Raw genomic sequence first — 22,967 nt, forward strand, 5'->3', positions numbered from 1 at the left:
ATACAAGCAATCTTTTCCTTTGCTACTCATCACAAAACTCGTTATCATAAAATGTTAGGGTTTGTCGCCAACAGGCTCATGATTATTTACCTAAATTGATAAAGGATGTCCTTATCTCATGGACGCAAATGACGCATCAGATGCTGGAGAAAAGGCATCGATACAGACAAAGCAACAATTAAAAAAGCCATACACTTCAAGTGATTTTTGGCTTATTGTCAGTTTAATTGTCATGGTGCTCAGCCTCATCTGGTTTTTCTATGCCATGCGCCAGCCAAAGGAAAACAGTCCCAAACCTCTTGCGGTAGTTTCTGCCAAGGCCACAAGCCGTGATGTTCCTGTGTATCTGTCTGCCCTGGGCAATGTGACGCCAACCTATAAAGTTACCGTCAAAACACAAATTAATGGCATCCTGCAGCAAGTCTTGTTTAAAGAAGGGCAATTAGTCAAAACCGGTGATTTACTGGCACAAATTGACCCCCGCCCCTATGAAGCCCTGTTGACTCAGTACGAAGGAAATTTAAAAAGGGACAAGGCGTTACTCGCGAACGCAAAAATTGATTTAAAACGTTACCAAACTCTGTGGCGGCAAGATTCCATAGCCCAGCAGACTTTGGCTACTCAACAAGCCCTGGTCGAACAATATGAGGGCGCAATCAAAATTGATGAAGGCTTGATTCAAAGCACTAAAGTAAGCCTGATTTATTGCCGCATTATATCCCCCATAGATGGGCGTATTGGTCTGCGCCTGGTCGATGCAGGGAATGTGGTTCAAACCGGTGACACTACGGGCTTAGCCGAGATCACGACTTTAAATCCTATTACCGTCATCTTTGCGCTCCCTGAAGATAATGTACCTCAGATCATACCGCAGGTGTATGCGGACAAGACCCTTGAAGTTCAGGCTTATGACAGACAACAGAACAAATTACTGGCGACAGGGACTTTATTAACCATAGACAATCATATTGATCCCAGTACCGGAACAGTAAGGCTCAGAGCTACTTTTGATAATAAGGAAAATACCTTATTTCCTAATCAGTTCGTGAATGTAAAGTTATTAGTTCAGACTTTAACTAAGGCAACTCTGGTGCCTACGCAAGCAATCCAGCATCATCTCGCCAGTGATTTTGTCTATTTGCTGCGTCCGGATCAAACCGTCACTGTGCAACCTGTAGTTGCAGGACCTGCCAGCGGTAATGAAACGGTAATTATGCAAGGGCTCAAGCCTGGACAGGAGGTTATTACCGAGGGGACTGATAAACTGAAAGATGGAGCCAAAGTGGAGGTACAGAAACCATCCTCAGCTTTGGTACCAGTCCAGACTTCATTAAAACACTCAGTAACGCGTAGTGTCGTATGAGTATTTCCGGTCCTTTTATAGCAAGAGCAATTGCTACTTCCCTTTTAATGCTTGCTATTTTTCTGAGTGGTATTCTTGCTTATCAACTGTTGCCGGTTTCGTCCTTACCTGATGTTGATTATCCAACCATTCAGGTGTCTACTTTTTACCCTGGAGCCAGCCCTGATGTAATGGCCTCATCCATTACTGCACCACTGGAGCGCCAGTTTGGCCAGATGCCAGGCCTTGATCAAATGACTTCGAGCAGTTCTTATGGCGCTTCAGTGATTACCCTGCAATTTCATCTCACTACAAGCCTTGATGTAGCCGAGCAGGAGGTGCAGCAATCGATTAACGCCGCCAGCAGTTTTTTGCCCGATGGTTTACCGTACCCGCCGATTTACAGTAAGGTGAATCCGGCTGATACTCCCATTATTACTCTGGCTTTAACTTCGAAAACACTGCCATTACCGCAAGTTGAGGATTTTGCCGATACCCGTCTGGTACCCAAGTTGTCACAACTTACCGGAGTGGGCCTGGTCAGCATCGGAGGAGGGCAGCGTCCTGCAGTACGCATTCAGGCAAATCCGGATGCTTTGTCTGCTTACGGATTAACCATGGAGAACGTCCGTGCCATGGTCATGGCATCCAATGTCAATGCGGCTAAAGGTAATTTCGATGGCCCGCGCTTATCCTATACCATTAACACTAATGATCAGCTGCTTTCTGCGGCAGAATACCGTCCTTTAATTATTAGCTATAAAAATGGCGCTCCGGTGCGCTTGTCTGATGTCGCGGTGGTGGAAGACGGTGCTGAAAACAACATGCAGGCCGCCTGGGTCAATGAAGAACCTGCAGTTATTCTGAATATTCAGCGCCAACCTGGTGCCAATGTTATCGCCGTGGCTGACAGGATAAAGGAATTGCTCATCCAGTTAAAAAGCACTATTCCTGATGACATTCACCTGGAAGTTCTGACCGACAGAACGGTAAGCATCCGTTCTTCCGTACATAATGTCCAGCTTGAATTACTTTTATCGGTGCTTCTGGTGGTACTGGTTATTTTTCTGTTTTTACGCAAACTGCCCGCAACCCTTATTCCCAGCATAGCCGTACCGTTGACCCTGGTTGGTACCCTGGGATTAATGTACCTGCTGGGGTTTAGTCTCAACAATCTGACGTTAATGGGATTAACCATAGCAGCAGGTTTCGTGGTGGACGATGCTATTGTCATGATAGAAAACATCATGCGTTATATAGAGGCGGGCGAGGACCCGGTAGTTGCATCACATAAAGGGGCTGCGCAAATTGGTTTTACGATTCTCTCTCTGTCCGTATCTCTTATTGCCGTACTCATCCCTCTGTTGTTTATGGGGGATGTGGTTGGGCGTTTATTTCGGGAATTTGCTCTTACCCTGACGATTACTATTATCATTTCAGCCTTTATTTCCTTAACGTTGACTCCCATGTTGTGTTCTCGCATTTTGCGTCGCCAAAGCATGAGTCAGACGAATCGTTTTGAAAAAAAACTGGAAGACGGCCTGAATTATTTGATTGATCGCTACAAGAGATCACTCGACTGGGTTTTATCGCATCAACCGTTTGTCCTGCTGGCCTTTTTCATTACTATTTTGATTAGCGCTACCCTGATTGTCTGGATTCCCAAAGGTTTTTTCCCTTTGCAGGATTCAGGAGTAATTCAAGGCATATCTGAAGCCTCGCAAAGCATTTCATTTCCAGCAATGGCTGAAAGGCAGCAGGCTCTGGCTCGGGTTGTTCTGGCTGATCCTGCCGTGGAAAATATTTCTTCCTTTATTGGCATCGATGGCATTAATAAAACTTTAAATAATGGCCGGATTTTAATTACCCTTAAACCTATGGAAGAACGCCCGGGAATAGAAGAGGTAATGACACGCATCCAAAATAATCTGCAGTCTGTTGTGGGTGCTTCATTGTATATGCAGCCTGTGCAGGATTTGACTATAGATACTTTGGCCAGCCGCACTCAATACCAGTACAGCATCAGCGCTCCTGATGGGAATGAAGTAAAAAAATGGTCGCGATTGTTCCTGGATGAACTGCAAAAAAATCCGCTGTTACGTGATGTGAACAGTGATCAGCAAAATCACGGGCCGGTTACTTTTATCAATGTAGATCGCGACACCGCATCCCGATTGGGAATTAGCATGCAAATGATCGATGACATTTTGTATGATTCCTTTGGCCAGCGCCAAATCTCAATCATGTTTACCCAGCGCAATCAGTATCGGGTAGTTCTGGAAGTATTTCCTGTCTTACAAAGGGCGCTTTCAGCCTTTGAAAACATTTATATTAATTCTTCGGTGACTAATACGGATCCCACAAATTCTTCCCTGAACGTAACAAGCAGCGGATCTGTTCCTTTAAGAACCATTGCCAGTATTTCCCAGACGGTTGGCCCCTTGGAAATTACCCGTAAAGACCAGTTTCCTTCCGCGACCTTATCGTTTAATCTGGTGGAACATGCCTCTTTGGGTGCGGCTGTCAGCTCCATTGATAAGGTGAAGGAGGATCTTAAGGTACCGCTTAGTGTACAGACAGACTTCCAGGGCTCAGCCAAAAGTTTCCAGAGCGCATTGGCTAATGAAGGCTGGCTGGTGTTTGCAGCCATCCTGGTAGTCTATATAGTGCTCGGAGTTTTGTATGAAAGTTACATTCATCCCCTGACCATATTATCCACCTTGCCTTCCGCCTGCATGGGGGCTTTGCTGGCTTTATACCTGACTGATAATCATTTGAGCATTATTGCCCTGATTGCCATTATCCTCTTGATTGGTCTGGTGCTGAAAAACGCGATTATGATGATAGATTTTGCCCTGGAACAGGAACGGGTTTATCACAAGGAACCCCGGGACGCTATCTTTCAGGCGGCGCTATTGCGTTTCAGGCCTATATTAATGACAACCATGGCATCCATGCTTGGTGCCATACCTTTAGCCTTAAGCTTTAGTATCGGTGGGGAATTACGAAGGCCTTTAGGTATTGCTATTATTGGTGGCCTTATCATCAGTCAGTTAATAACCCTTTATACTACGCCCGTTATTTATCTCACTTTTGACAAGCTGTTACGAAAGCTTATGAGTTTAGGCAAGGCCGCAGATGCAGAGCATAAAGATAGAGAGGCCGGGGTGTGAATTTATCTTTATTGTTTATTAACCGACCCATAGCGACCAGTTTATTAACACTGGGACTTATGCTTGCAGGGATACTGGCTTTCAACCTCTTGCCCGTAGCCCCTTTACCACAGGTCGATTTTCCCACAATCACAGTTCAGGCAGCGTTGCCGGGTGCAAGCCCTGAAGTCATGGCAACTTCAGTCGCTACTCCACTGGAAAGGCAGTTAGGGCGCATAGCTGGGATCACCCAAATTACTTCCGCAAGCACTTTAGGCCAGACTTCTGTGATGATTCAATTTGATTTGTCGCGGGACATTGATGGAGCCGCACGTGACGTGCAAGCTGCGATTAATGCTTCTTTAAGTCAATTGCCTGCAAATCTGACCAACAATCCAACCTACCGCAAAGTAAATCCTGCTGACGCGCCGATTATGATTCTGGCCTTAACTTCAGATAAATTCAGCCCGGGACAAATGTATGATGTGGCCTCAACCATTTTGCAGCAAAAAATTCTGCGTATCGATGGGATAGGTCAGGTGAACGTAGGCGGCGGTTCGCTGCCTGCGGTGCGTATTGAGCTTAACCCTACAGCACTGAGTAAATACGGCATAGGTTTGGATGAGGCGTCAAGAACAATTGTTGCGGCAAATAAGAATCAGGCCAAAGGACAATTAACTCATATTGATGGTACGCGTTCCGTCATTAAAAATAACGATCAAATGGTCAGTGCTGCAGAATACGCGCCACTTATCCTTTCTTATCATAATAATCAGGCAGTGCGTGTTTCTGATGTGGCTGAGGTGGTGGATTCAGTCGCTGATATTAATAACGCGGGTCTTGCTAATGGGAAACCCGCAGTTCTGCTGGTCTTATTTAAGCAGCCGGGCGCTAATGTCATTAAAACTGTGGATTACGTCAAAAGTATTTTGCCTCAGCTTAAAGCTTCTATATCCAGCGACATTAAGCTGGATGTTTTATTAGACCGGACAACAACCATCCGCAGTTCCTTGCATGATGTGGAGTTGACTCTGGTCATTGCCATGCTGTTGGTTATTTTAGTCACCTATTTGTTCTTAGGCAGCTTTCGCGCCATGATGATTCCCGGAATTACTGTGCCTTTGTCCTTGCTGGGTACTTTTGCGGTAATGAAGTTGCTGAATTACAGCTTGGACAATCTGTCATTAATGGCCTTAACCATTTCCACAGGCTTTGTAGTGGATGATGCAGTGGTCGTTCTGGAAAATGTGGTACGCCATATTGCCATGGGCAAGAACAGGCGTCAGGCTGCAATCGATGGTTCCAGAGAAATTGGTTTTACTGTGGTGTCCATGAGTCTTTCCCTGATTGCTGTATTCATACCCATCTTATTCATGGGAGGATTGATAGGGCGGCTTTTCCGTGAGTTTGTGGTGACTTTGTCGGTCGCTATATTAATTTCCCTGATCATTTCCCTGACCCTGACGCCTATGATGTGTTCAAGGATGCTGTATGAAGAAGAGGGAAAGCCTACTGCATTTATGCGTTTTATAGAGCGTACGCGACTTCGCTATGGCCGAAGTTTAAAATGGGCATTACTGCATCCGTCGTTGATGCTTTCCCTTACTGTTGCAACTATTATTTTAACGGCGTATTTATTCATTATCGTGCCCAAAGGTTTCTTCCCGCAGCAGGATGGCGAGCGGATTGTCGCGTCACTGCAGGCAGATCAGAACATTTCTTTTCAGGCGATGAAGAGTAAAATGAATCAGTTTGTGGCTTTAATTCAAGAGGATCCTGCAGTCGAAAACGTCGCTGCTTTTATTGGCGGTGGGGGACCTGGCGGTAATACGTCCAATACCGGGACTATCTTTGTGATTCTCAAATCAGCAAAAGAGCGTACCTTATCTACTATGGGGATTATTGCCCGTTTGCGCAATAAACTTTCGGTGATTTCCGGGGCGACTTTGTACATGCAGGCAGCACAGGATTTGACGGTTGGCGGCCGTTCAAGCCGGGCCCAGTTTCAATACACTATTTCTGCTGCCACTTTGCAGGATTTGAACCTCTGGACGCCGAGAATTATGGATCAACTGGCAACAGTCCCTGGCATTTCTGATTTAAACAGTGATCAGTTAACCCATGGTTTAAAAATATACGTCCATGTCGATCATGACCGGGCATCACGCTTTGGCATTACCCCTGAAAAAATAGATAGTGTATTGTATAGTGCTTTTGGCCAAAGCCAGATTTCAACCATTTATATGCCCATGAACCAATACAGGGTAGTGATGGAAGTTGCTCCCAAATACTGGCAATATCCAGAAACGCTGAATGATATTTATGTTCAGTCATCAACAGGGCAGGAAGTGCCTTTGTCTGCATTTGCCCGCTTTGATCCCGGATCGGCTTTATTGTCAGTAAACCACCAGAGTCAGACACCTTCTTCAACCATCTCTTTTAATCTGGTGCCAGGTACTTCTATAGGTGAGGCGGTGGATATAATCAGCTCTATTGTCAAAAAACTGAATTTGCCGCCAGATGTACGCGGTTCATTTCAGGGGACAGCACAGGCATTTCAGGAGTCATTCGCCAATCAGAAATATTTGATCATGGCTGCCTTGTTGGCTGTTTACATAGTGCTGGGTATGCTTTATGAGAGCCTTATTCATCCCATTACTATCTTGTCTACTTTGCCATCGGCTGGTCTTGGGGCTTTGCTGGCTTTGTTAATTTGCGGTACTGAATTGAGTATCATTGCCCTTATCGGTTTGATTTTATTGATTGGTATTGTGAAGAAAAATGCGATTATGATGATCGATTTTGCCCTTGATGCGGAGCGAAAGGAGCAGAAATCATCGCGGGAAGCCATTTATGAGGCGGCTTTATTACGCTTTCGCCCCATCCTGATGACGACTATGGCTGCTTTGTTCGGGGCTTTGCCTTTAATGATAGGTTTTGGTGTTGGCTCAGAATTAAGAAGACCTCTTGGTATCGCTATAGTTGGTGGTTTAATTGTCAGTCAAATGTTAACTCTTTACACAACACCCGTTATTTACCTTGCAATGGAACGTGTGAGTATCCGCTGCCGCCGTTTCTTTTCCAGGCTCAAATTTCTTCGAGGTATTCATGGCCATTCCTAGTTTTTTTAAAACAGTATCAGTGGGTTTGATGAGCAGTTTCCTGGTTTCTTCCTGCACGGTAGGGCCTGATTATGTAAAGCCCCCAGTTGTCGTCCCTCCGAAGTTTAAAGAAGCCAAGGGAACGCTTAAAACCGCTCCTGTAGTTGCAACCAAATGGCAACCTATAAAACCCTGCGATGCTTTAGACCGGGGCGAATGGTGGAAGGTTTTTCAGGATCCTCTGCTTAATGATCTGGAAACGCAATTAAATATTTATAACCAGAATATTGCCAATGCCGAAGCGAATTATCGCCAGTCGCTTGCCATCGTTGATGAGGCAAGAGCCAGTTATTTCCCTAATCTGGCGGGGGTGTTTAACGTATCGCGGCAAAAACAGGGGGGAGGGGCAACTCCTTTTATCAGTACGTCAGGTGGGGTAACCACTACCGGTGTGGCTACAACCGATTCTTCTGCAGTGAGTCGACCAACTACGACCAATTATGGTGCGGTTCTTAATGCCACCTGGGAGCCTGATATCTGGGGGCTCGTCCGCCGCACGGTTGAAGCCAATCTTGCTGTTGCCCAATCCAATGCGGCTTTGGTAGCGGTCACTCGTTTATCAGCGCAGGGTTCACTGGCGCAATATTATTTTGAATTACGCACTTTGGACAGTAATCAGAAGCTGTTGGATGATACGGTTCTTGCTTATAAAAAGACTTTGGATATGACCCGAAACCGCTATAAATCAGGGGTGGCATCGCGTGCAGATATAGTTCAGGCACAAAGCCAATTGGAAACAGCTCAGGCGCAGGCATTAAATAATGGCATTTTAAGAGGGCAGTATGAACATGCTATTGCCGTGCTTATTGGTCGTCCTCCTGCCTATTTTTCTCTTAAATTTATGCCTTTGAAATTAAAAGTACCTGCTATTCCGGTTGAAATTCCCTCAGTTTGGCTGGAGAGACGTCCTGACATCGCACAAGCTGAACGCCTGGTACAAAATACCAGCGCACTGATTGGCGTGGCGATTGCTGCGTATTATCCCAATCTGACCTTGACGGCTACGGCCAGTGCTGCTGCCCGCAGTTTCAAAGATTTAATCAATACACCGACTATTGGCTGGTCCACTGGCTTACAATTGGCACAAACCTTTTTTGATGGCGGTTTTCGCAGGGCAACTGTAAATGCAGCAAAATCAGCCTATATGGCGCAGGTCGCTGCTTACAGACAGACTGTGCTTACTGCCTTTCAGGATGTAGAAGACATGCTTATTGCCTTGCGTATTCTCAAAGAGCAAAGCATTGTGCAAAACAAAGCGGCAGCAAGTGCGCAGTTAGCCTTGAAACTGGTGCTAAATCAGTACAAAGCAGGAACAGTGGCTTATATTGATGTACTTGCGTCCCAGGTTTTGGCTTATAACGCTCAAAAAGCAGCGAATGATGTGAATGGATTACAGATGACTGCGGCGGTGGGGTTGATTAAGGCTTTGGGTGGTGGGTGGAACATGAGTTCTCAATAAACCCGTAACCTTTTTTGCCCACGCACAATCCGTTCGTGCTGAGGAGGCGCGGCTTTTTGCGCCGTCTCGAAGCACTGGCAGAGGATTTTTGCCTTGTGCCTGCTTCGAGACGGGGTTCCCACCCCTCCTCAGCACGAACGGGTCGGTGAGTGGGATGGGCTAACTAAAACCTTATGTCCGAGTTCACATCGGTTCTGAATAACACCATAACTTTTTTTGCCCTAGCACAATCCGTTCGTGCTGAGGAGGCGCGTGTTTTTGCGCCGTCTCGAAGCACTGGCACAGATTTTTTGTCCTGGTGGATGCTTCGAGATGGGGTTCCCACCCCTCCTCAGCACGAACGGGCCGGTGGGTGGGATGGGCTAATAAAACCTTATGTTCGGGTTCACATGAGTTCTCAATAACACCGCAACCTTTTTGGCCCCCGCACAATCCGTTCGTGCTGAGGAGGCGCGTCTTTTTGCGCCGTCTCGAAGCACTGGCACAGATTTTTTGCCCTGGTGGATGCTTCGAGACGGGGTTCCCACCCCTCCTCAGCACGAACGGTTCGGTGGGTGGGATGGGATGATAAACCCCTTATGTCGAGTTTACATCAGTTCTGAATAACACCGTAATCTTTTTTGCCCAGGCACAATCCGTTCGTGCTGAGGAGGCGCGGCTTTTTGCGCCGTCTCGAAGCACTGGCACAGACTTTTGCTTAGTGCCTGCAAACAGTATGGCACTCTATCGCCCCTGATGACATACTGAAATGAATTTGTAGTTAAATTTGTTCTATAATGAAGCATATTCAGGACGAATTAAGGAATAAAAATGAAATCTGCAACTTTAGTATTTTCTTTCTTTGTGACGCTGGCTCTTTCAACCGGTTTGTTTGCTGCTGACGATAAAAACTGGACTCTGTCTCCAGAAGGATTTGGCCCCATTCAAATTAATATGACTTTGAAAGAAGCGGAACAGGCCAGTGGTTTAACTTTTAATTCAACCAAACCTGACCCGGATCAGGCTGAAGATGAAAGTTGTCATTACGTCACGTTAAAAGGGCTCGATGATGTTTCGTTTATGGTCTCTGATGGTAAAATTGTCCGCGTCAATCTCAGTTCAGCGGCATACAAGACCAGTACAGGAGCCAAAATTGGAGACACTGAGAGTCAGGTACAAAATTTATATAATAACAAGTTGCAGGTTGAAACCCATCGCTATGATGAAAAAGGCAACTATTTAACCCTCATCGATACAGCAAAAGATAGAGCCATCCGCTTTGAAACTGATGGAAAAGTGGTGACCCTGATTTACGGCGGCAGAAATAACGAAGTACATTTCGTAGAGGATTGTCTTTAGGATGATGGAGGTCTTGTAGCCCGTATTAGGCGTCAGCCGTAATACGGGATCGAAGTGGCCATGAACTCATTCCCGTATTACGGCTACGCCTAATACGGGCTACAAGTTAAGGTGAAATTACTTAACGTAAATTACACATAATTGACTGTATAATTTGCGCAAAGGATCTCCTGCAAGTGGCATGGTGCGTTCAGGAGATCCTTCGCGCAAAAAGACGCGCTCATGACGACGTGGTTCCGGGAATGGCACAGTCTCGTAGCCCGGTCTACTTAGGCGTTATCGAATGAGGATCGGATTGCTCCGATGATTGATTTACCGTATCGTCATGATATTCATAATGATCAGGATCAATGGTACCCAACATACTTGAACCATGATCTACGCATATCTGGTTTAAGGTATCGCAAATTACCTTTTGTACAAGCTCCCCCATAGGCATGGACCTTCGCCGTTCCAAAGTACTTATCTGCACTGTCAAATCCACAATTTCTTTTTCCCCATACATGGTATTGGCAGTAAATCTTTTTCTGCGTTCAAACAACGTCGTTATTTCACTGTCTATGAACTGACGTTCCTTTTGCAGTTCTGTAACTAAAGATTCTTCCATTTTTGCTACTATGGATTGGGGTTCTTCTGAATAAACCGTCATTAAATGAGCACATACCTCCGCAAGAGAAGCTATCTGCTTGGGATAAGCACTATGATTATCGCCCAGTTTTCTTAACCTCATGGCGCTGATGCTGGATGCGGAGAGTAATTTCAGGCATTCTTCTCTGGATTGAAGCTGAGAAAGATCGGTATGGTCAGTGCTCATGATAAAATTCCATTTCATGTCCCTATAAAATAATTATAGCAGTTAATTGTTTTATTTTTCTCCATTCGTAGGATCCACGTCGTCCTGAGCGCGTCTTTTGGCGCGAAGGATCTCCAAATATTGGCACCATGCCGCTTTCAGGAGATCCTTCGCGCCAAAAGACGCGCTCAGGACGACGTGGATTTGAGAGGGGGAAGACGATTCTTAATCGCACTGCACCCTCGCACTGAGGTAGAGTGGCTAAGAAAACCGGTCAATTTATCAATAACTTGGAACCTATTTCTTGAAGTCTATGCACTAATACTGGCTCCCAGGCACTTTAAGAAGCGGCATCTTAATTCGCAGTAAAATAATTTCTGGTCAAATGCCAGGTCCCCACAGACCCCGCTATGGCAAGCATAATAGGAATAAGGAAGCTTGAATTGATCCGGGTGAGTTCAAAAATAAGGACTATAGCTGTCAAAGGCATCTTTTGCGCTGAGGCAAGAAAGGCTGTAGCACCTATAACCGCGAAAGCTTCATAAGGTGAAGAAGGGCAAAACAAATTCCAGAAATAGCCCAATAGTACTCCCAACAATGCGCCATTAGCCAAAGAGGGCGTCAACAATCCCCCCTGAGCACCTGCACGCAAACTCGACCAGGTAATAAGACATCTTAAAACCAGTAAGATACTAGTCAATGCAAGTCCCACTGATTCCGCAAATTCCATTTGTGCCGGACTTTTTCCATTACCCAATAACGCGGGGAAATAGACAGATAACAAACCTATAAAGGTAAAATTAACCAGACAAGACACAATCATAATCCAGCCATGCTGCGCATTCGCTCTTTGTCTTGTTGCAATATCAATAAACCAAAAGGCAGTAAAACCAAAAATCGGACCTGCAACCAGTGCCCAGATAACCAAAGAATAGCTGATAGACAAATGGGGCATATAATACAAGGGTTCATTACCTAATCCCCACCAGGAGACAACCACAGCAATAGCTGAAGTAGTAATAGCTGGAAGCACTACAGTCCAACTGGCCGTACAGAGTAATACTTCCAGAATGAACAGGGCACCACCAAAGGGCACATTATAGACAGCAGCCAAACCTGCACCAGCGCCACAGGCCAGCATTATTTTGGTTTCTTTTATACTCAGACCCACCTTATCTGAAAGCCAGGATGCAAAGACAGCACTTAATTCCCGCGGGGCTACTTCACGTCCCAAAGGCGAACCCAAAGCAATAGTAATGATCTGTAAGAGGGCGTGTAAGGTGGTAGCAAGTCCTGGCATACGTTTGTCCGTTTTTATAGCATCAGCAATACTGACCAAAGGTTTACAAAAACGATAGATGCATGCCCAGCCCAAACCGGCTATCAGTCCGCAAAGAACAAGAATGCTGATGCGCCGTTCTGGTGACGAAGCACTGACTCCTTCAAGAAAACTTTCATTGCTGATGATATGAAAAGGACTGTAACCGAAAGCAATATGCTGTATCCAGTGCAGCAGCAAAGCCAGCAACATACCCAACAGGCCAGAGCTGATTCCTACTGCAATGGTTACCAGGACCAGTGCAGTAAGAGGTGTTTGAGTAGTACTTTTTTTCAGCACAGTCATTCATTGTACTCTAAATAAACGTGAATTTCGGATAAGAAAGTTGTTTGAGCCATTGTTTACCTCGATCCGTTCGGGCTGAGGAAGCGCGTTAGCGCTGTCTCGAAGCCTTGGCATGGTGCTAAGGCTTCGAGACGAGGCTACCGCCTCTCCTCAGCCCGAACGGCATCGAAGTAACGACTGGATAAAAAAAGTTTCTTATCCGAAACTCACGTTAAATTAAGGACATATCACTCGAACCCAGGCCTTAATTAAAAACCCAGGTCAACTGTATCAATACTTCATTGGTTTGAAAATTCGAATTGGCAAGTGTCCCCGACACCAGTGAGGTATCAATAAAGGCTTTGCCAAGTTGCACAGTGCCCAAATCAGTAAAGCGATAACCTATACCTGCGCGCAGATTTTTGTTGATGTCAGTGTCAATACCAATACCCAGCGCATAGCTCAACGAAGTATTGGTATGATCCAGATGCATCCGGGTAAAAGTCAGATTAGCCGGTACATTAGTGTAATAGTGATAGGCCTTGTTAAACGCTGTGCCTAAACCAGCAGAAAGGTAAGGGTGAACGTAATTTTTAAGGGTGTAAAGTAATTTTCCATTGACTAATAACTGTTTGGTCAATACTTTGTATTGATACGAAAAAGTATCTGCTGATTGCATATCCGCACCTTGAGTAAAGGTGCCATTGACTTTAAAAGGAGCGGTTTGATTGTAATCAAGCCCCGCTTGTCCCATCCAGTCCTGATTAATATTCCATTCAGCAGCCAACAGCAAATCCCAAAAACCTGAGCTTTGGTTTTTTTGGCTTGATGAGTAAATATAAAATTCGTCAACGATAGGATCGCGAATAGGGAAATATTGGGATACACCTATATGTGGGGCAGTAGAAACTCCCGTACCTAGAGCAAAAACAGGATGCCATCTGTCTTTCCATGTATTTTTTGATGGTGACGTATCGGCATAACTGAAAGAATTCATTGTGCAAGTTGCAAGCAGCAATGCCGCAGATTTCGATTTAACGCTGGAAATGATTTTTTGTAGTGTCATTCTTTTTATTCAATCCGTCAGCACTAATGAATCAACCATTTTACTTTAAGATTGAGTGCGACACTAGACTGTTGATGAAATATTCTTCAATATCATAATTATAGGGGGAATTGTGTAGCCCGTATTAGCGAAGCGTAATACGGGATCGAAGTAAAGATGAACTCATTCCCCGTATTACGCTTCGCTAATACGGGCTACAAATATTAACTTATGATGGAGGGTTGCGATGGCTCATTGTCTACTGCTTCACTCACATTCATCAATGTTTTGGCATGATAAAAGCCAAGGCGGCCGAGGAACGTGATTGGTGCCAGACGTTGCATGTTGAGTGCTTTGTAAAGTTCCGAGTTTTCATCCTTAATCAAGTCCTCGATGTTGTCCGTTTCCTGCAATGAGAGTACTGCTTTAACAATAGCATCCAGTTTCACATCACTGTTTATCCAGTAAGGATTCCAGAATTGATCTTGCCCTTTTTGCAAACGAAGCATTGAGTCAATAATGGGGTCACCGATTTTGCCTTGTGCTTTTAAGAGGTTGACTGCCTGATAAAAAGGTGGTGTGTTGTGTCCCCGGAAGCCATAACCGTTAGCAATAATAACGATATTGGCATCATGATTAAACCGATATTCCTCGACCTTTTTGTGGTTATTAGCAAAGGCGTAACCTCTGGCAATTTCGTTAACGTTTGCTCCATATTCAACGCGGTATTCTTCTGCTTTATCATGATAACCTGCCATGGCATAAGCGGAAGCAATTGCATCAACATGAGCCTGATACATTTTATAACATTCTTTTACTTTGTCATGATTACCAGCAAAAACATAACCCTGAACTATGAAATTAATATCAACATAGGCTCTGTATTCTTCGACTTTCTCATGGTTATTTGCCATGGCATAGCCAAAGACAATTGGGCCAAGTTCTGCTTCATATTGCTGTTCATAATGAAGCACCATGTCATGGTTTCCAGCAAAAGCGAAACCCGTCGCAACAGATGTTGGGTCAGCCCCTGCAATACGAAGATTTTCTGCAGCCTGAACTTTATTTTGTGAGGCCAGTTTTCCTGCGAGGGTGAAAAAGGGGGGAGTGGGTTCTCTTGCGTTCAGAGCTAACTGAACCAGATTATCTTGTAATGCTTTCGGATCATTTGCTTTTAATGCCGCATTATAAAAGAGCTCAAACATCATTAGTCCCCTTGCGAAAAAAGAGTCTTATTGTATTAAATGTGATCATGAAAGTCAATTAAAAGATAAAGTATTGACAATGTTGTGCCCAAAAAGTTAACATCAAGACTTAATTGTGATTAAAGCAGTGTGTACAATGAGTTTCAACCGATTGAGTACAGATAGCCTTGGCTCTCCTTACCACAGTATTTCGAATACTGTGCAATCGGCTGTGTCTTTAAATTCTGTAGTGTTCAATGTAGTCGTCGTGGTCAGTGTTACCCATTCCCTAGCTCTGAGCCGGCCTGCCTCCTGAATATCTGCCCCGCCTCAGGGCGAAGTTTCCGGCAGATATAAAAATTAAGCCACTCTCATCAACTGCATGGTTCAGGCTGAAAGAAAATGGCTGTTTCTGATACAGAGAATTAGGAGTTCAGGTGAATACTTTTCAAATAAAAAATCAATGGTTCAGGGCAATCTATCCCTGGATTATCTGGACAATAGCGGCCAGTTTCTTCTTCTATAAATATTTGATCCAGGTTTCACCCAGTGTGATGACTGGTGATTTGATGCAAGCCTTTGGGGTCAATGCTGCGGGACTTGGTAATTTATCTGCCTTTTATTTTTATTCTTATCTGATCATGCAAGTTCCGGTTGGCGTGATGCTGGATAGATACAGTCCGCGATTGTTGACAACAAGTGCTATTTTCCTCTGCAGTGTAAGCACTTTTATTTTTTCCCAGACTGATAGCCTATGGTTGGCTTGTACCAGCAGGGCGCTCATGGGAATGGGGGCTGCTTTTGCCGCCGTATCCTGCTTTAAAATAGCGGCACTTTGGTTTTCACCAAAACGTTTTGCTCTGATTTCAGGAATGTTCATGACAGCCGCCATGTTGGGTGCTGTTGGTGGTCAAATGCCCCTGGCTCTTTTGGTTCAGCATGTAGGGTGGCGTTCTGCCCTTCAGGTTGTAAGTTTTATGGGCATTATTCTTGGTGTGGTTTATTACCTTGTTTTGAGGGATAAAAAAGCAAAAACCGTACAGGAAACCCATCCTAAGGAAAAAATCAGCCATCTTTTGCGAAAAATTATCACCAACCGCCAGGCTTGGGCACTGTCTTTATACAGCGGATTAGCTTTTGCTCCCGTTTCAGTATTTGGTGGATTGTGGGGCGTACCCTTTCTGGAAAAAGCTTATGGTTTTTCACGTACTGACTCAGCCCTTGCTGTGTCGTTTATTTTCATCGGATTTGCAGCTGGTGCACCTTTTTGGGGATGGTTTTCAGATTACATACGTCGCAGAAAGCCCGTCTTGTTCACTGGAACCTTCGTCGCCTTATTGTGCTTGTCAGCAGTTTTGTACAGTACCAGTTTTAGTTTATCCTTATTAACCGTCCTCTTATTTATATTCGGCTTTGGAGCCAGCGGATTTTTTACCAGCTTTGCCATGATCCGCGAATTGTTTCCCCTGATTCTTGTTGCTACAGTATTGGGCATTATGAATACCTTCAATGCGGTATTTGAGGCCTTATTTGAACCTTTAGTGGGTATAGTCCTTGATTGGAGCTGGGATGGAACTGTAGTGAATGGCATGCATCAATTTTCACTACAGGCTTATCATCTTGCCCTGTTGCTTTTACCTGGTTCTCTGGCGCTGGCTTTAATTCTTCTGTTACTAATTGAGGAAACTTATTGCAGAAGCAGGGAGTGATTGTAGCCTCTCCCAGCTCCCCGTCGTCCTGAGCGCGTCTTTTTGCGCGAAGGATCTCCAAATACTGGTACTATGCCGCTTTCGGGAGATCCTTCGCGCAAAAAGACGCGCTCAGGACGACGTGGATCTGGGAGGACGGACGATATACGGCATATTCTTGCATTTGAAAAAATTGTTTACTATAATTTCAAATGAAAAGGAGATGTGAATCATGAAAGCATCCAATAGTGTACATCATAATGAAGAGCTGGTTTTGACCAAAGCCATAAACAATGTGTCAAAATTTTATTCCCTGTCTGGCAAGGACTTAAGCAGAATTATTGGTATTAGCGAATCAGGCGTATCTCGTATCAATCAAGGTGCGAAATTAATTTCCCCCCATACCAAAGAAGGCGAGCTTGCGCTTTTATTAGTAAGAATATACAGAAGTTTAAATGCTATGGTGGGTAATAATCACGAAAAAGCCCGATTATGGCTTAATAGCCAAAATAAATATTTTTGTAATAAACCCATAGAAGAGATGAAATCCATCTCTGGTCTCATTGCTGTACTTCATTATCTGGATGCGATGCGCGGGAAACTATGAGCATTTGGAGTGAGTGTGATGGTAAAAAATTTCAGAAATTAATTAATCTGGAACCATGGAGAATGGTTGAAGCACAACATATTTCAAGTTCCAGAGACTTGGTGGACAGCAGGGAAGAGCACGATCTTCTGGAACAACTGCTGGAGAGCTCAAAACCTCAAATCCCTGATCAGAAGCACTATTTGATTTTTACTCCTTTTCGTTACCCGCCTTTAGCATATGGATCCCGATTCGGCAGTATTTTTGAGCCTTCACTTTGGTATGGCTCTATAAACCTGCATACTACACTGGCCGAAGTGGCGTTTTATCGATTAAAATTTTTTGATGATACCTCAGCCTCTCTGGACTATATTGATATTCCTATGACGGCATTCAAGGCCTACATAAAAACTGAACATGGTATTGATTTGACAGCACCGCCATTTAAAAAATATCAGGATAAAATATCAAATAAAACCACCTATGAGCACAGCCAAAAGTTAGGTACTGAAATGAGGGAGGAGGGTATCGAAGGATTTATTTTTGCCTCTGCAAGATGTCAGAATTTTGGTAAAAATGTGGCACTATTTACACCACAAGTATTTCAAACAAAAGATGGGCAATACATAGCTCACATGCAAAATTGGCGCTGTATAGCCAACAGGGATGCTATTGAGTTTACTCGAGATGAAGTAAGCGGCAGGAAAAGAGAAGCGTTTTTCAGAAAAGAATTTGAAGTCCTCGATGATTAATACCACACAAATTTGTAGCCTGTATTAGCGAAGCGTAATACAGGATCGAAGTGGCAATTTCCCGCATTATACTTCGTTAATATGGGTTATAAGAATGGCTATTCCCGGATCCACGGCGTCCTGAGCGCGTCTTTTTGCGCGAAGGATGACGTGCATCCATTCATACCCAAAACCCGATTAATGCAAGGTTTCCTGAGTACTAAACTCTTCCATTAACAGAGCCAGTTTTTCACTGATCGGGGTTTCGCTGCTTTGCAGGGCATTTAACAAATGCTCTTTGGCTTTTTGCGGATTTTGATGAATCATGTAAACCGATCTGGCAAGTTCTGTCAGAAAACAGGTGGGATTCAACTCATTAGATTTATTAATCAACAATTCGGCCTGCGCAAAATCTTCCTGTAAGGCATGAATTAAAGCCAATCCCCCCCAGGCATCAGCCAGTTCTTCAACAAGCTCTGCCGCGTCCTGATAGGTCTCATGCGCTTCTGAAACATGATCATTTAATAATTGGCACCAGGCCAAGGCTATGTGGCAATCATAAAATTCAGGGTAAATTTCTACAGCCTTTTTCAAGGTCTCTTCTGCGGTTTCCAAATCACCCTGGCTCATATAAGTATTACCCAAAGCAAACCACAAACGGCTGTCGTGAGGATTAATTTGCAACAGTTCTTCTATTTCTTCGACTGTAGTTTCCATCGTCATTAAACGAAGCATAATGCTCACCAGTCGGGCATCGTAATTTTCTGGATTGAGTTCCAAAGCCCGTGCGCTGGATTGGGCAGCCAGTTCTTCTTCATTCAAATCAAAATATAAAAGGGAATGTAATCCCAGTGCATCGGTATCGTCAGCGTTATGTTCCAATACATTCTCTACAAGGCTAATAGCCTCTTCCAATGATCCCTGACGATGAAGGATTCGCGCCATTAATAACTCAGCGTCCGGATGGTGATCGCCATCAAGCAGGGGTGACAATGTTTCCCAGGCTTCCTCCAGCTCATAATTAATAAAGTAGGTAATTCCAAGGTTGTAGCGCAAAGCAGGAGTATCCTCATGTGTCAAGGCTTCGCTGAAACATTCTTGAGCCTGTGTAAATTGCCCTTGATTCAAATAAAGTAAGCCTTGTTGAGCGAGGCAGGCCTCACGATCAATAACTGTAGCTTTATCCAGATAATTTTGAGCTGATTCAATATCATCCAATTCCAGATATAAATCACTGATTTCAACCAACAGATTTAAATTGGTTTGATCTTGCTCAAGAAAAGATAAGTGACGAGTTAATTTGTCCTGTACTGTTTGATTGTTCATTGCTAGTTCCTGATATGGCTATGTAAAAGCAGAGATTGGTCATGAAAACGCCAGCAAGTATAAAGTTAAAGGATTAAAAAGGCAATTCCAAACCAGCGTGTAGATGTGTAGCCGTATTAGGTGGCAGCCGTACTATGGGAGTGATGTGGCAAGGAACTCATTCTCACATTACGGCTGCCGCCAAAGCGATTATCTGGACGCTTTTAAATCGACTCGTCTAAACAACGAATAGCTTTGCTCATTTCTTTTTAGTTCAAGTATCCGATATAAATTCAACGGCAATAACAGCGAATGCAATATAAAGATAGGGTGTAGATGACATTCAAAAGCATACAGAATAAAGGCAATATTACTACCAATCGCGATAAGGCGTAACGTCAAAATCCGTTTGACATAAAAGGTAGCGAAAACCAAAGAAGAAGCTATATATCCTACTAAATCAATCATTGATTCCATTTTTTTGACTCCACTTCTAAATCCCTTATTTCCAACATAACATCACAGTTTCTTATCCGCAAGTCTCTTGTTGGCGATTTTGCATAAAATGTACGCTAGGACAGGATAGAGCAGCAGTCATTTGAGGCAGAATCTTCATCAAAGGACAAATCATCTTTAACCAGTCGGGTTGAGTGAATAGTCTGCGCAAACAAACCATATAGTCTCACAGGAGCTATAGGATCTTCTGATTCCTGAACGTTTTCTTCTGCAGTTTGTTCGGGTTTCGGGCTTGAAATGAATGATAAAACCCATTCGATGGGTTTCCATAATAATTTCAATAGCCAGGTAAACCAACTGACTTTATGAGCGTCCTGTTCCTTAGCAATTTTTTGCATGATGTGCTGTTCAAGCTGTCCTTCGGTATAAAAATCAATCTGTTTGAGGCACAGGGACATGATTTGATCTTGCTGGGTTTCATTCAAACCTGAATCTTTTCGCAGAATGTCATCAATTTGCAGCAGATAATTCTCAACCGAATAAAAATCATTATCCTTAATCTCTTTAGCCAGTTGGTTTTGCAGGAGAAATATCATTTTCGCATAGGCGGCGTATTGGAACAGTTCCTCTTCATCAGTTTCGTGAATCAAGGTATGGTCAAGTTTATCTTTTCCTAAATAAACCATGGCAATTAAGGGATTATCAAAAATACGGGAATGACTGCCAAGCAGTTTTCTTGTGCTGCGATAAGATGCATCAATGACATCTTGTTTTTCTTGTAGAGTCGGGTACATAGTGGTGGTATCAATACTGCCTGTATTCAAGTAAAGCATGTTACCCAGATTATGAAAGATCTTTTCCCGATTGCGGGTGCTGGCGCGTGCGGTAAATAATCGGCCGCCAATCAGATGCTCCATTCCATCATCAACCCATCGGGTGAATGAGGTAATCGCTTCAGGGATATGGGATGCCGCATTAGCAATTCTGTCTGCAAACGAAGAGTGTGACTCAAGCTTGACACATAAAATCTCTTCTTTATGAAGGCCTAATTTTTTGAGGGCTATGATGGGCAAATTGTCTAAAATACCACCGTCAGCAATATGTTCACCGGCATCGTTTACCGCTGGAGTAAATATGAATGGATGAGCACTGGAGTGTTGCACCTTTTCTGCAATAGAACCATTCGCACCATATTCCTCATTATGTATTTCCAGTTCTCTTTTTGTCTGGTTGGTAGTAACAACGGATAATTTTTTAATGAGATGTTGTTGGTCTTCGGGCAGAAGAGACCTTAATCGTGCCATGTCATGAAAACTGAAGCGTGGATTTTCAAGCTGTTCACCATCTCTGTTTTTAATGATGGTGGGAATGGATTGAAAAGCGCGATCCATGTTCGTTAAACGTTCGACTGAGTGGGATAATTCAAGAATGTCGTCGACACTATTAATGGTAATACCTTGACGCGACAACGCAGACTCATACAGGACAACTTTCTGTTTGAGGATTGCATAATCCAGTTGAAGTTCTTTAGGGACAGGCAGTTGGACAGCGTTCAGATGTTCCTTGAATTGATACATGTAAACAATTTCAAGGATACTACGAAATCGTTCACCTTTGGCACGTAATCTGAACCCTTTATTATCTAAAAGGTTTATAACATCCAGGCCAATAACCAGTTTTTCTGCATGTTCTGGTTTCATGCCCATAGCCATAATACTGGCTGTTATGGATCCAGCGGATGCTCCGCTGATATGGGTTAAATCTTTAAGAAACCCGGTTTCAGTCATGGCTTTAATCATGCCGACATAGGCTATGCCTTTGGCTCCGCCACCACTTAATACCAATCCTTTGTGTTTAGGGGCAACAATGGCGTATCCATCATCTGTTTTGCTGAAAGTATAGAGTTGTCTTTTCAGGTTACGCTTTTTTGCCATGCTTCATTCTTGGATTAGACTCTTGGAACCTCATTGTAACAAGAAAAGATTAACAGAATGTTAAGAATTAGATGTTGTCGCCTGAAATAATGGCTTTTTGTTGGTTTTATTTGCATTCCGGCGGCGCATCAGGGTGAGTATTTTATTGTAATACAGTCCGTGGCAAGCATGCCTCTAATGATTCAATTTTGGCTTTTTGCCTTTGGATTTCACTTTGCAGACATTCAAGCCCGGAATGCAAAACTTCTTCTCTGTTTTTCTCAATTTCGTTATTGTCTATACCTTTAAAAAACTGAAGGGTAGAGGTGGCATCAGAAGCAGGATCTTGCAAAGCAGTTAATACATTTTTTTCTGCTTCTTGCAGCATTTGGATTTTGGTCGTTTTAAAACCTATTTTCTTGCGAATGAAGGTATAGCTGGAGTCAGGATTTCCCTGGGTAATCAATTGGGCAATTTGTTGTTCCAAATCTGCAATGGCATCTCTGTTGTAAATATAACCCAGAACTGATTCGTCATATTTATCAATGTAACGGCTTAATTTGGTCAATAAATGATTAAGCCTGGCGAGTTCTTCCTGGGAAAAATCGGGTGAATAACTGTCATGGTCGTATGATTTTTTAAGGAGTTGATCGATGATGTAACGATCTTTTTCCAAAGTGAGTGGCGGTTTGGAATAATAGTGGGTGGCAATATCAAAACCCAGCCATTGCGCCACATTTTCAATAAACTTTTTACAGGGCGGTATAAAGACATCTTTAATTAAAAAAAACAGGTTCACTGTAACAGCCACTTGGTTCACCGCACAAAGCAGGCTAATAAAGGACAATGAAGCAAGCGGGGGGAACAAGACATAAGCCAGTGCGAGCAGGGCGACCAGTGTCAGTACCGTAATCAGTAATTCAGCTTTACTTACTTCGTTTTGGTACAAGCGATAAATAAAATTGCCTACATAACCCAGGCTCAGGGAAAGATTGGCCAGAATTAAAATAATTTCTTTGGAAAACAGGCTGGTGGTGATGAGCACTGGTGCAAAAAATATGGTGATAATCAAAGGCATAATATTAGTTATTCCTTTGGAGGTTTTATTAAAAATATCACCAAAATCTTTTTCTCTGATGCGATTTCTGGCAAAAAATGCTCGGTTTACTCTTAAAAACATATACTAAGACAGTTGAGTGCTCCAAAAAGAG

At 43.7% G+C, this 22,967-nt stretch carries 16 protein-coding genes; 8 read left to right on the forward strand and 8 right to left on the reverse strand.

Translation table 11 applies throughout. The annotated features are described in order from the left end of the window. Positions 1 to 118: 118 nt before the first annotated feature. From B094_RS0100530 to B094_RS16375, 5 genes are all read left to right on the forward strand, one after another. Positions 119 to 1,363 (forward strand): efflux RND transporter periplasmic adaptor subunit, encoded by a 1,245-nt coding sequence (locus B094_RS0100530; RefSeq protein WP_018575837.1) that lies wholly within the window; start codon positions 119 to 121, stop codon positions 1,361 to 1,363. Next, on the forward strand, positions 1,360 to 4,515 hold the full coding sequence (locus tag B094_RS15440; protein WP_018575838.1) for an efflux RND transporter permease subunit: 3,156 nt from the start codon (positions 1,360 to 1,362) through the stop codon (positions 4,513 to 4,515). The genes B094_RS0100530 and B094_RS15440 overlap by 4 nt, the downstream gene beginning before the upstream one ends. Continuing rightward, positions 4,512 to 7,616 carry an efflux RND transporter permease subunit gene (locus B094_RS0100540; protein ID WP_018575839.1) on the forward strand — a complete coding sequence of 1,035 codons (3,105 nt, stop codon included), beginning with the start codon at positions 4,512 to 4,514 and terminating at the stop codon, positions 7,614 to 7,616. The genes B094_RS15440 and B094_RS0100540 overlap by 4 nt, the downstream gene beginning before the upstream one ends. Continuing rightward, on the forward strand, positions 7,603 to 9,114 hold the full coding sequence (locus B094_RS0100545; protein WP_018575840.1) for an efflux transporter outer membrane subunit: 1,512 nt from the start codon (positions 7,603 to 7,605) through the stop codon (positions 9,112 to 9,114). Before B094_RS0100540 ends, B094_RS0100545 begins: the two co-directional genes overlap by 14 nt. An 810-nt stretch (positions 9,115 to 9,924) precedes the next feature. Beyond that, a complete protein-coding gene (locus B094_RS16375; RefSeq protein WP_018575841.1) occupies positions 9,925 to 10,452 on the forward strand; it encodes a hypothetical protein in 528 nt (175 codons plus the stop codon). Between the two features lie 265 nt (positions 10,453 to 10,717). Here B094_RS16375 and B094_RS15450 read toward each other — a convergent pair whose 3' ends face one another. The 4 genes from B094_RS15450 to B094_RS0100570 all read right to left on the reverse strand — a co-directional run bounded on the left by B094_RS15450 (position 10,718) and on the right by B094_RS0100570 (position 15,101). After that, positions 10,718 to 11,266, reverse strand: a complete 549-nt coding sequence (locus B094_RS15450; protein WP_018575842.1) for a hypothetical protein — start codon at positions 11,264 to 11,266, stop codon at positions 10,718 to 10,720. Between the two features lie 334 nt (positions 11,267 to 11,600). After that, a complete protein-coding gene (locus B094_RS0100560) occupies positions 11,601 to 12,860 on the reverse strand; it encodes a chloride channel protein (protein ID WP_026253803.1) in 1,260 nt (419 codons plus the stop codon). A 253-nt stretch (positions 12,861 to 13,113) separates the two neighbouring features. Beyond that, complete coding sequence (locus B094_RS15455) at positions 13,114 to 13,914, reverse strand: outer membrane protein (protein ID WP_018575844.1); 801 nt, start codon at positions 13,912 to 13,914, stop codon at positions 13,114 to 13,116. 203 nt (positions 13,915 to 14,117) lie between these two features. Beyond that, a complete protein-coding gene (locus tag B094_RS0100570) occupies positions 14,118 to 15,101 on the reverse strand; it encodes a hypothetical protein (protein ID WP_155823451.1) in 984 nt (327 codons plus the stop codon). A gap of 413 nt (positions 15,102 to 15,514) precedes the next feature. Here B094_RS0100570 and B094_RS0100575 point away from each other — a divergent pair, with 413 nt between their 5' ends. The 3 genes from B094_RS0100575 (at position 15,515) to B094_RS0100585 (ending at position 18,103) form a co-directional block, all read left to right on the forward strand. Next, positions 15,515 to 16,786, forward strand: a complete 1,272-nt coding sequence (locus B094_RS0100575) for an MFS transporter (protein ID WP_018575846.1) — start codon at positions 15,515 to 15,517, stop codon at positions 16,784 to 16,786. A 211-nt stretch (positions 16,787 to 16,997) separates the two neighbouring features. Next, positions 16,998 to 17,372 (forward strand): antitoxin Xre/MbcA/ParS toxin-binding domain-containing protein, encoded by a 375-nt coding sequence (locus B094_RS0100580; RefSeq protein ID WP_018575847.1) that lies wholly within the window; start codon positions 16,998 to 17,000, stop codon positions 17,370 to 17,372. Continuing rightward, positions 17,369 to 18,103 (forward strand): RES family NAD+ phosphorylase, encoded by a 735-nt coding sequence (locus B094_RS0100585; protein WP_018575848.1) that lies wholly within the window; start codon positions 17,369 to 17,371, stop codon positions 18,101 to 18,103. The genes B094_RS0100580 and B094_RS0100585 overlap by 4 nt, the downstream gene beginning before the upstream one ends. 177 nt (positions 18,104 to 18,280) lie before the next feature. Here the strand turns inward: B094_RS0100585 and B094_RS0100590 are convergent, their stop codons facing one another. The 4 genes from B094_RS0100590 to B094_RS0100600 all read right to left on the reverse strand — a co-directional run bounded on the left by B094_RS0100590 (position 18,281) and on the right by B094_RS0100600 (position 22,936). Then, positions 18,281 to 19,408 (reverse strand): tetratricopeptide repeat protein, encoded by a 1,128-nt coding sequence (locus B094_RS0100590; RefSeq protein ID WP_018575849.1) that lies wholly within the window; start codon positions 19,406 to 19,408, stop codon positions 18,281 to 18,283. A 189-nt stretch (positions 19,409 to 19,597) separates the two neighbouring features. Continuing rightward, the gene (locus tag B094_RS16650) at positions 19,598 to 19,864 is read right to left on the reverse strand and encodes a hypothetical protein (protein ID WP_081621005.1); all 267 of its coding nucleotides are present in this window, start codon (positions 19,862 to 19,864) and stop codon (positions 19,598 to 19,600) included. Between the two features lie 95 nt (positions 19,865 to 19,959). Continuing rightward, on the reverse strand, positions 19,960 to 21,777 hold the full coding sequence (locus B094_RS0100595; RefSeq protein WP_018575850.1) for a patatin-like phospholipase family protein: 1,818 nt from the start codon (positions 21,775 to 21,777) through the stop codon (positions 19,960 to 19,962). 142 nt (positions 21,778 to 21,919) lie between these two features. Further along, a complete protein-coding gene (locus B094_RS0100600) occupies positions 21,920 to 22,936 on the reverse strand; it encodes a hypothetical protein (protein ID WP_018575851.1) in 1,017 nt (338 codons plus the stop codon). Positions 22,937 to 22,967: the final 31 nt, after the last annotated feature.

The sequence above is a fragment of the Legionella shakespearei DSM 23087 genome (genome assembly GCF_000373765.1).
GTDB classification, from domain to species: domain Bacteria; phylum Pseudomonadota; class Gammaproteobacteria; order Legionellales; family Legionellaceae; genus Legionella; species Legionella shakespearei.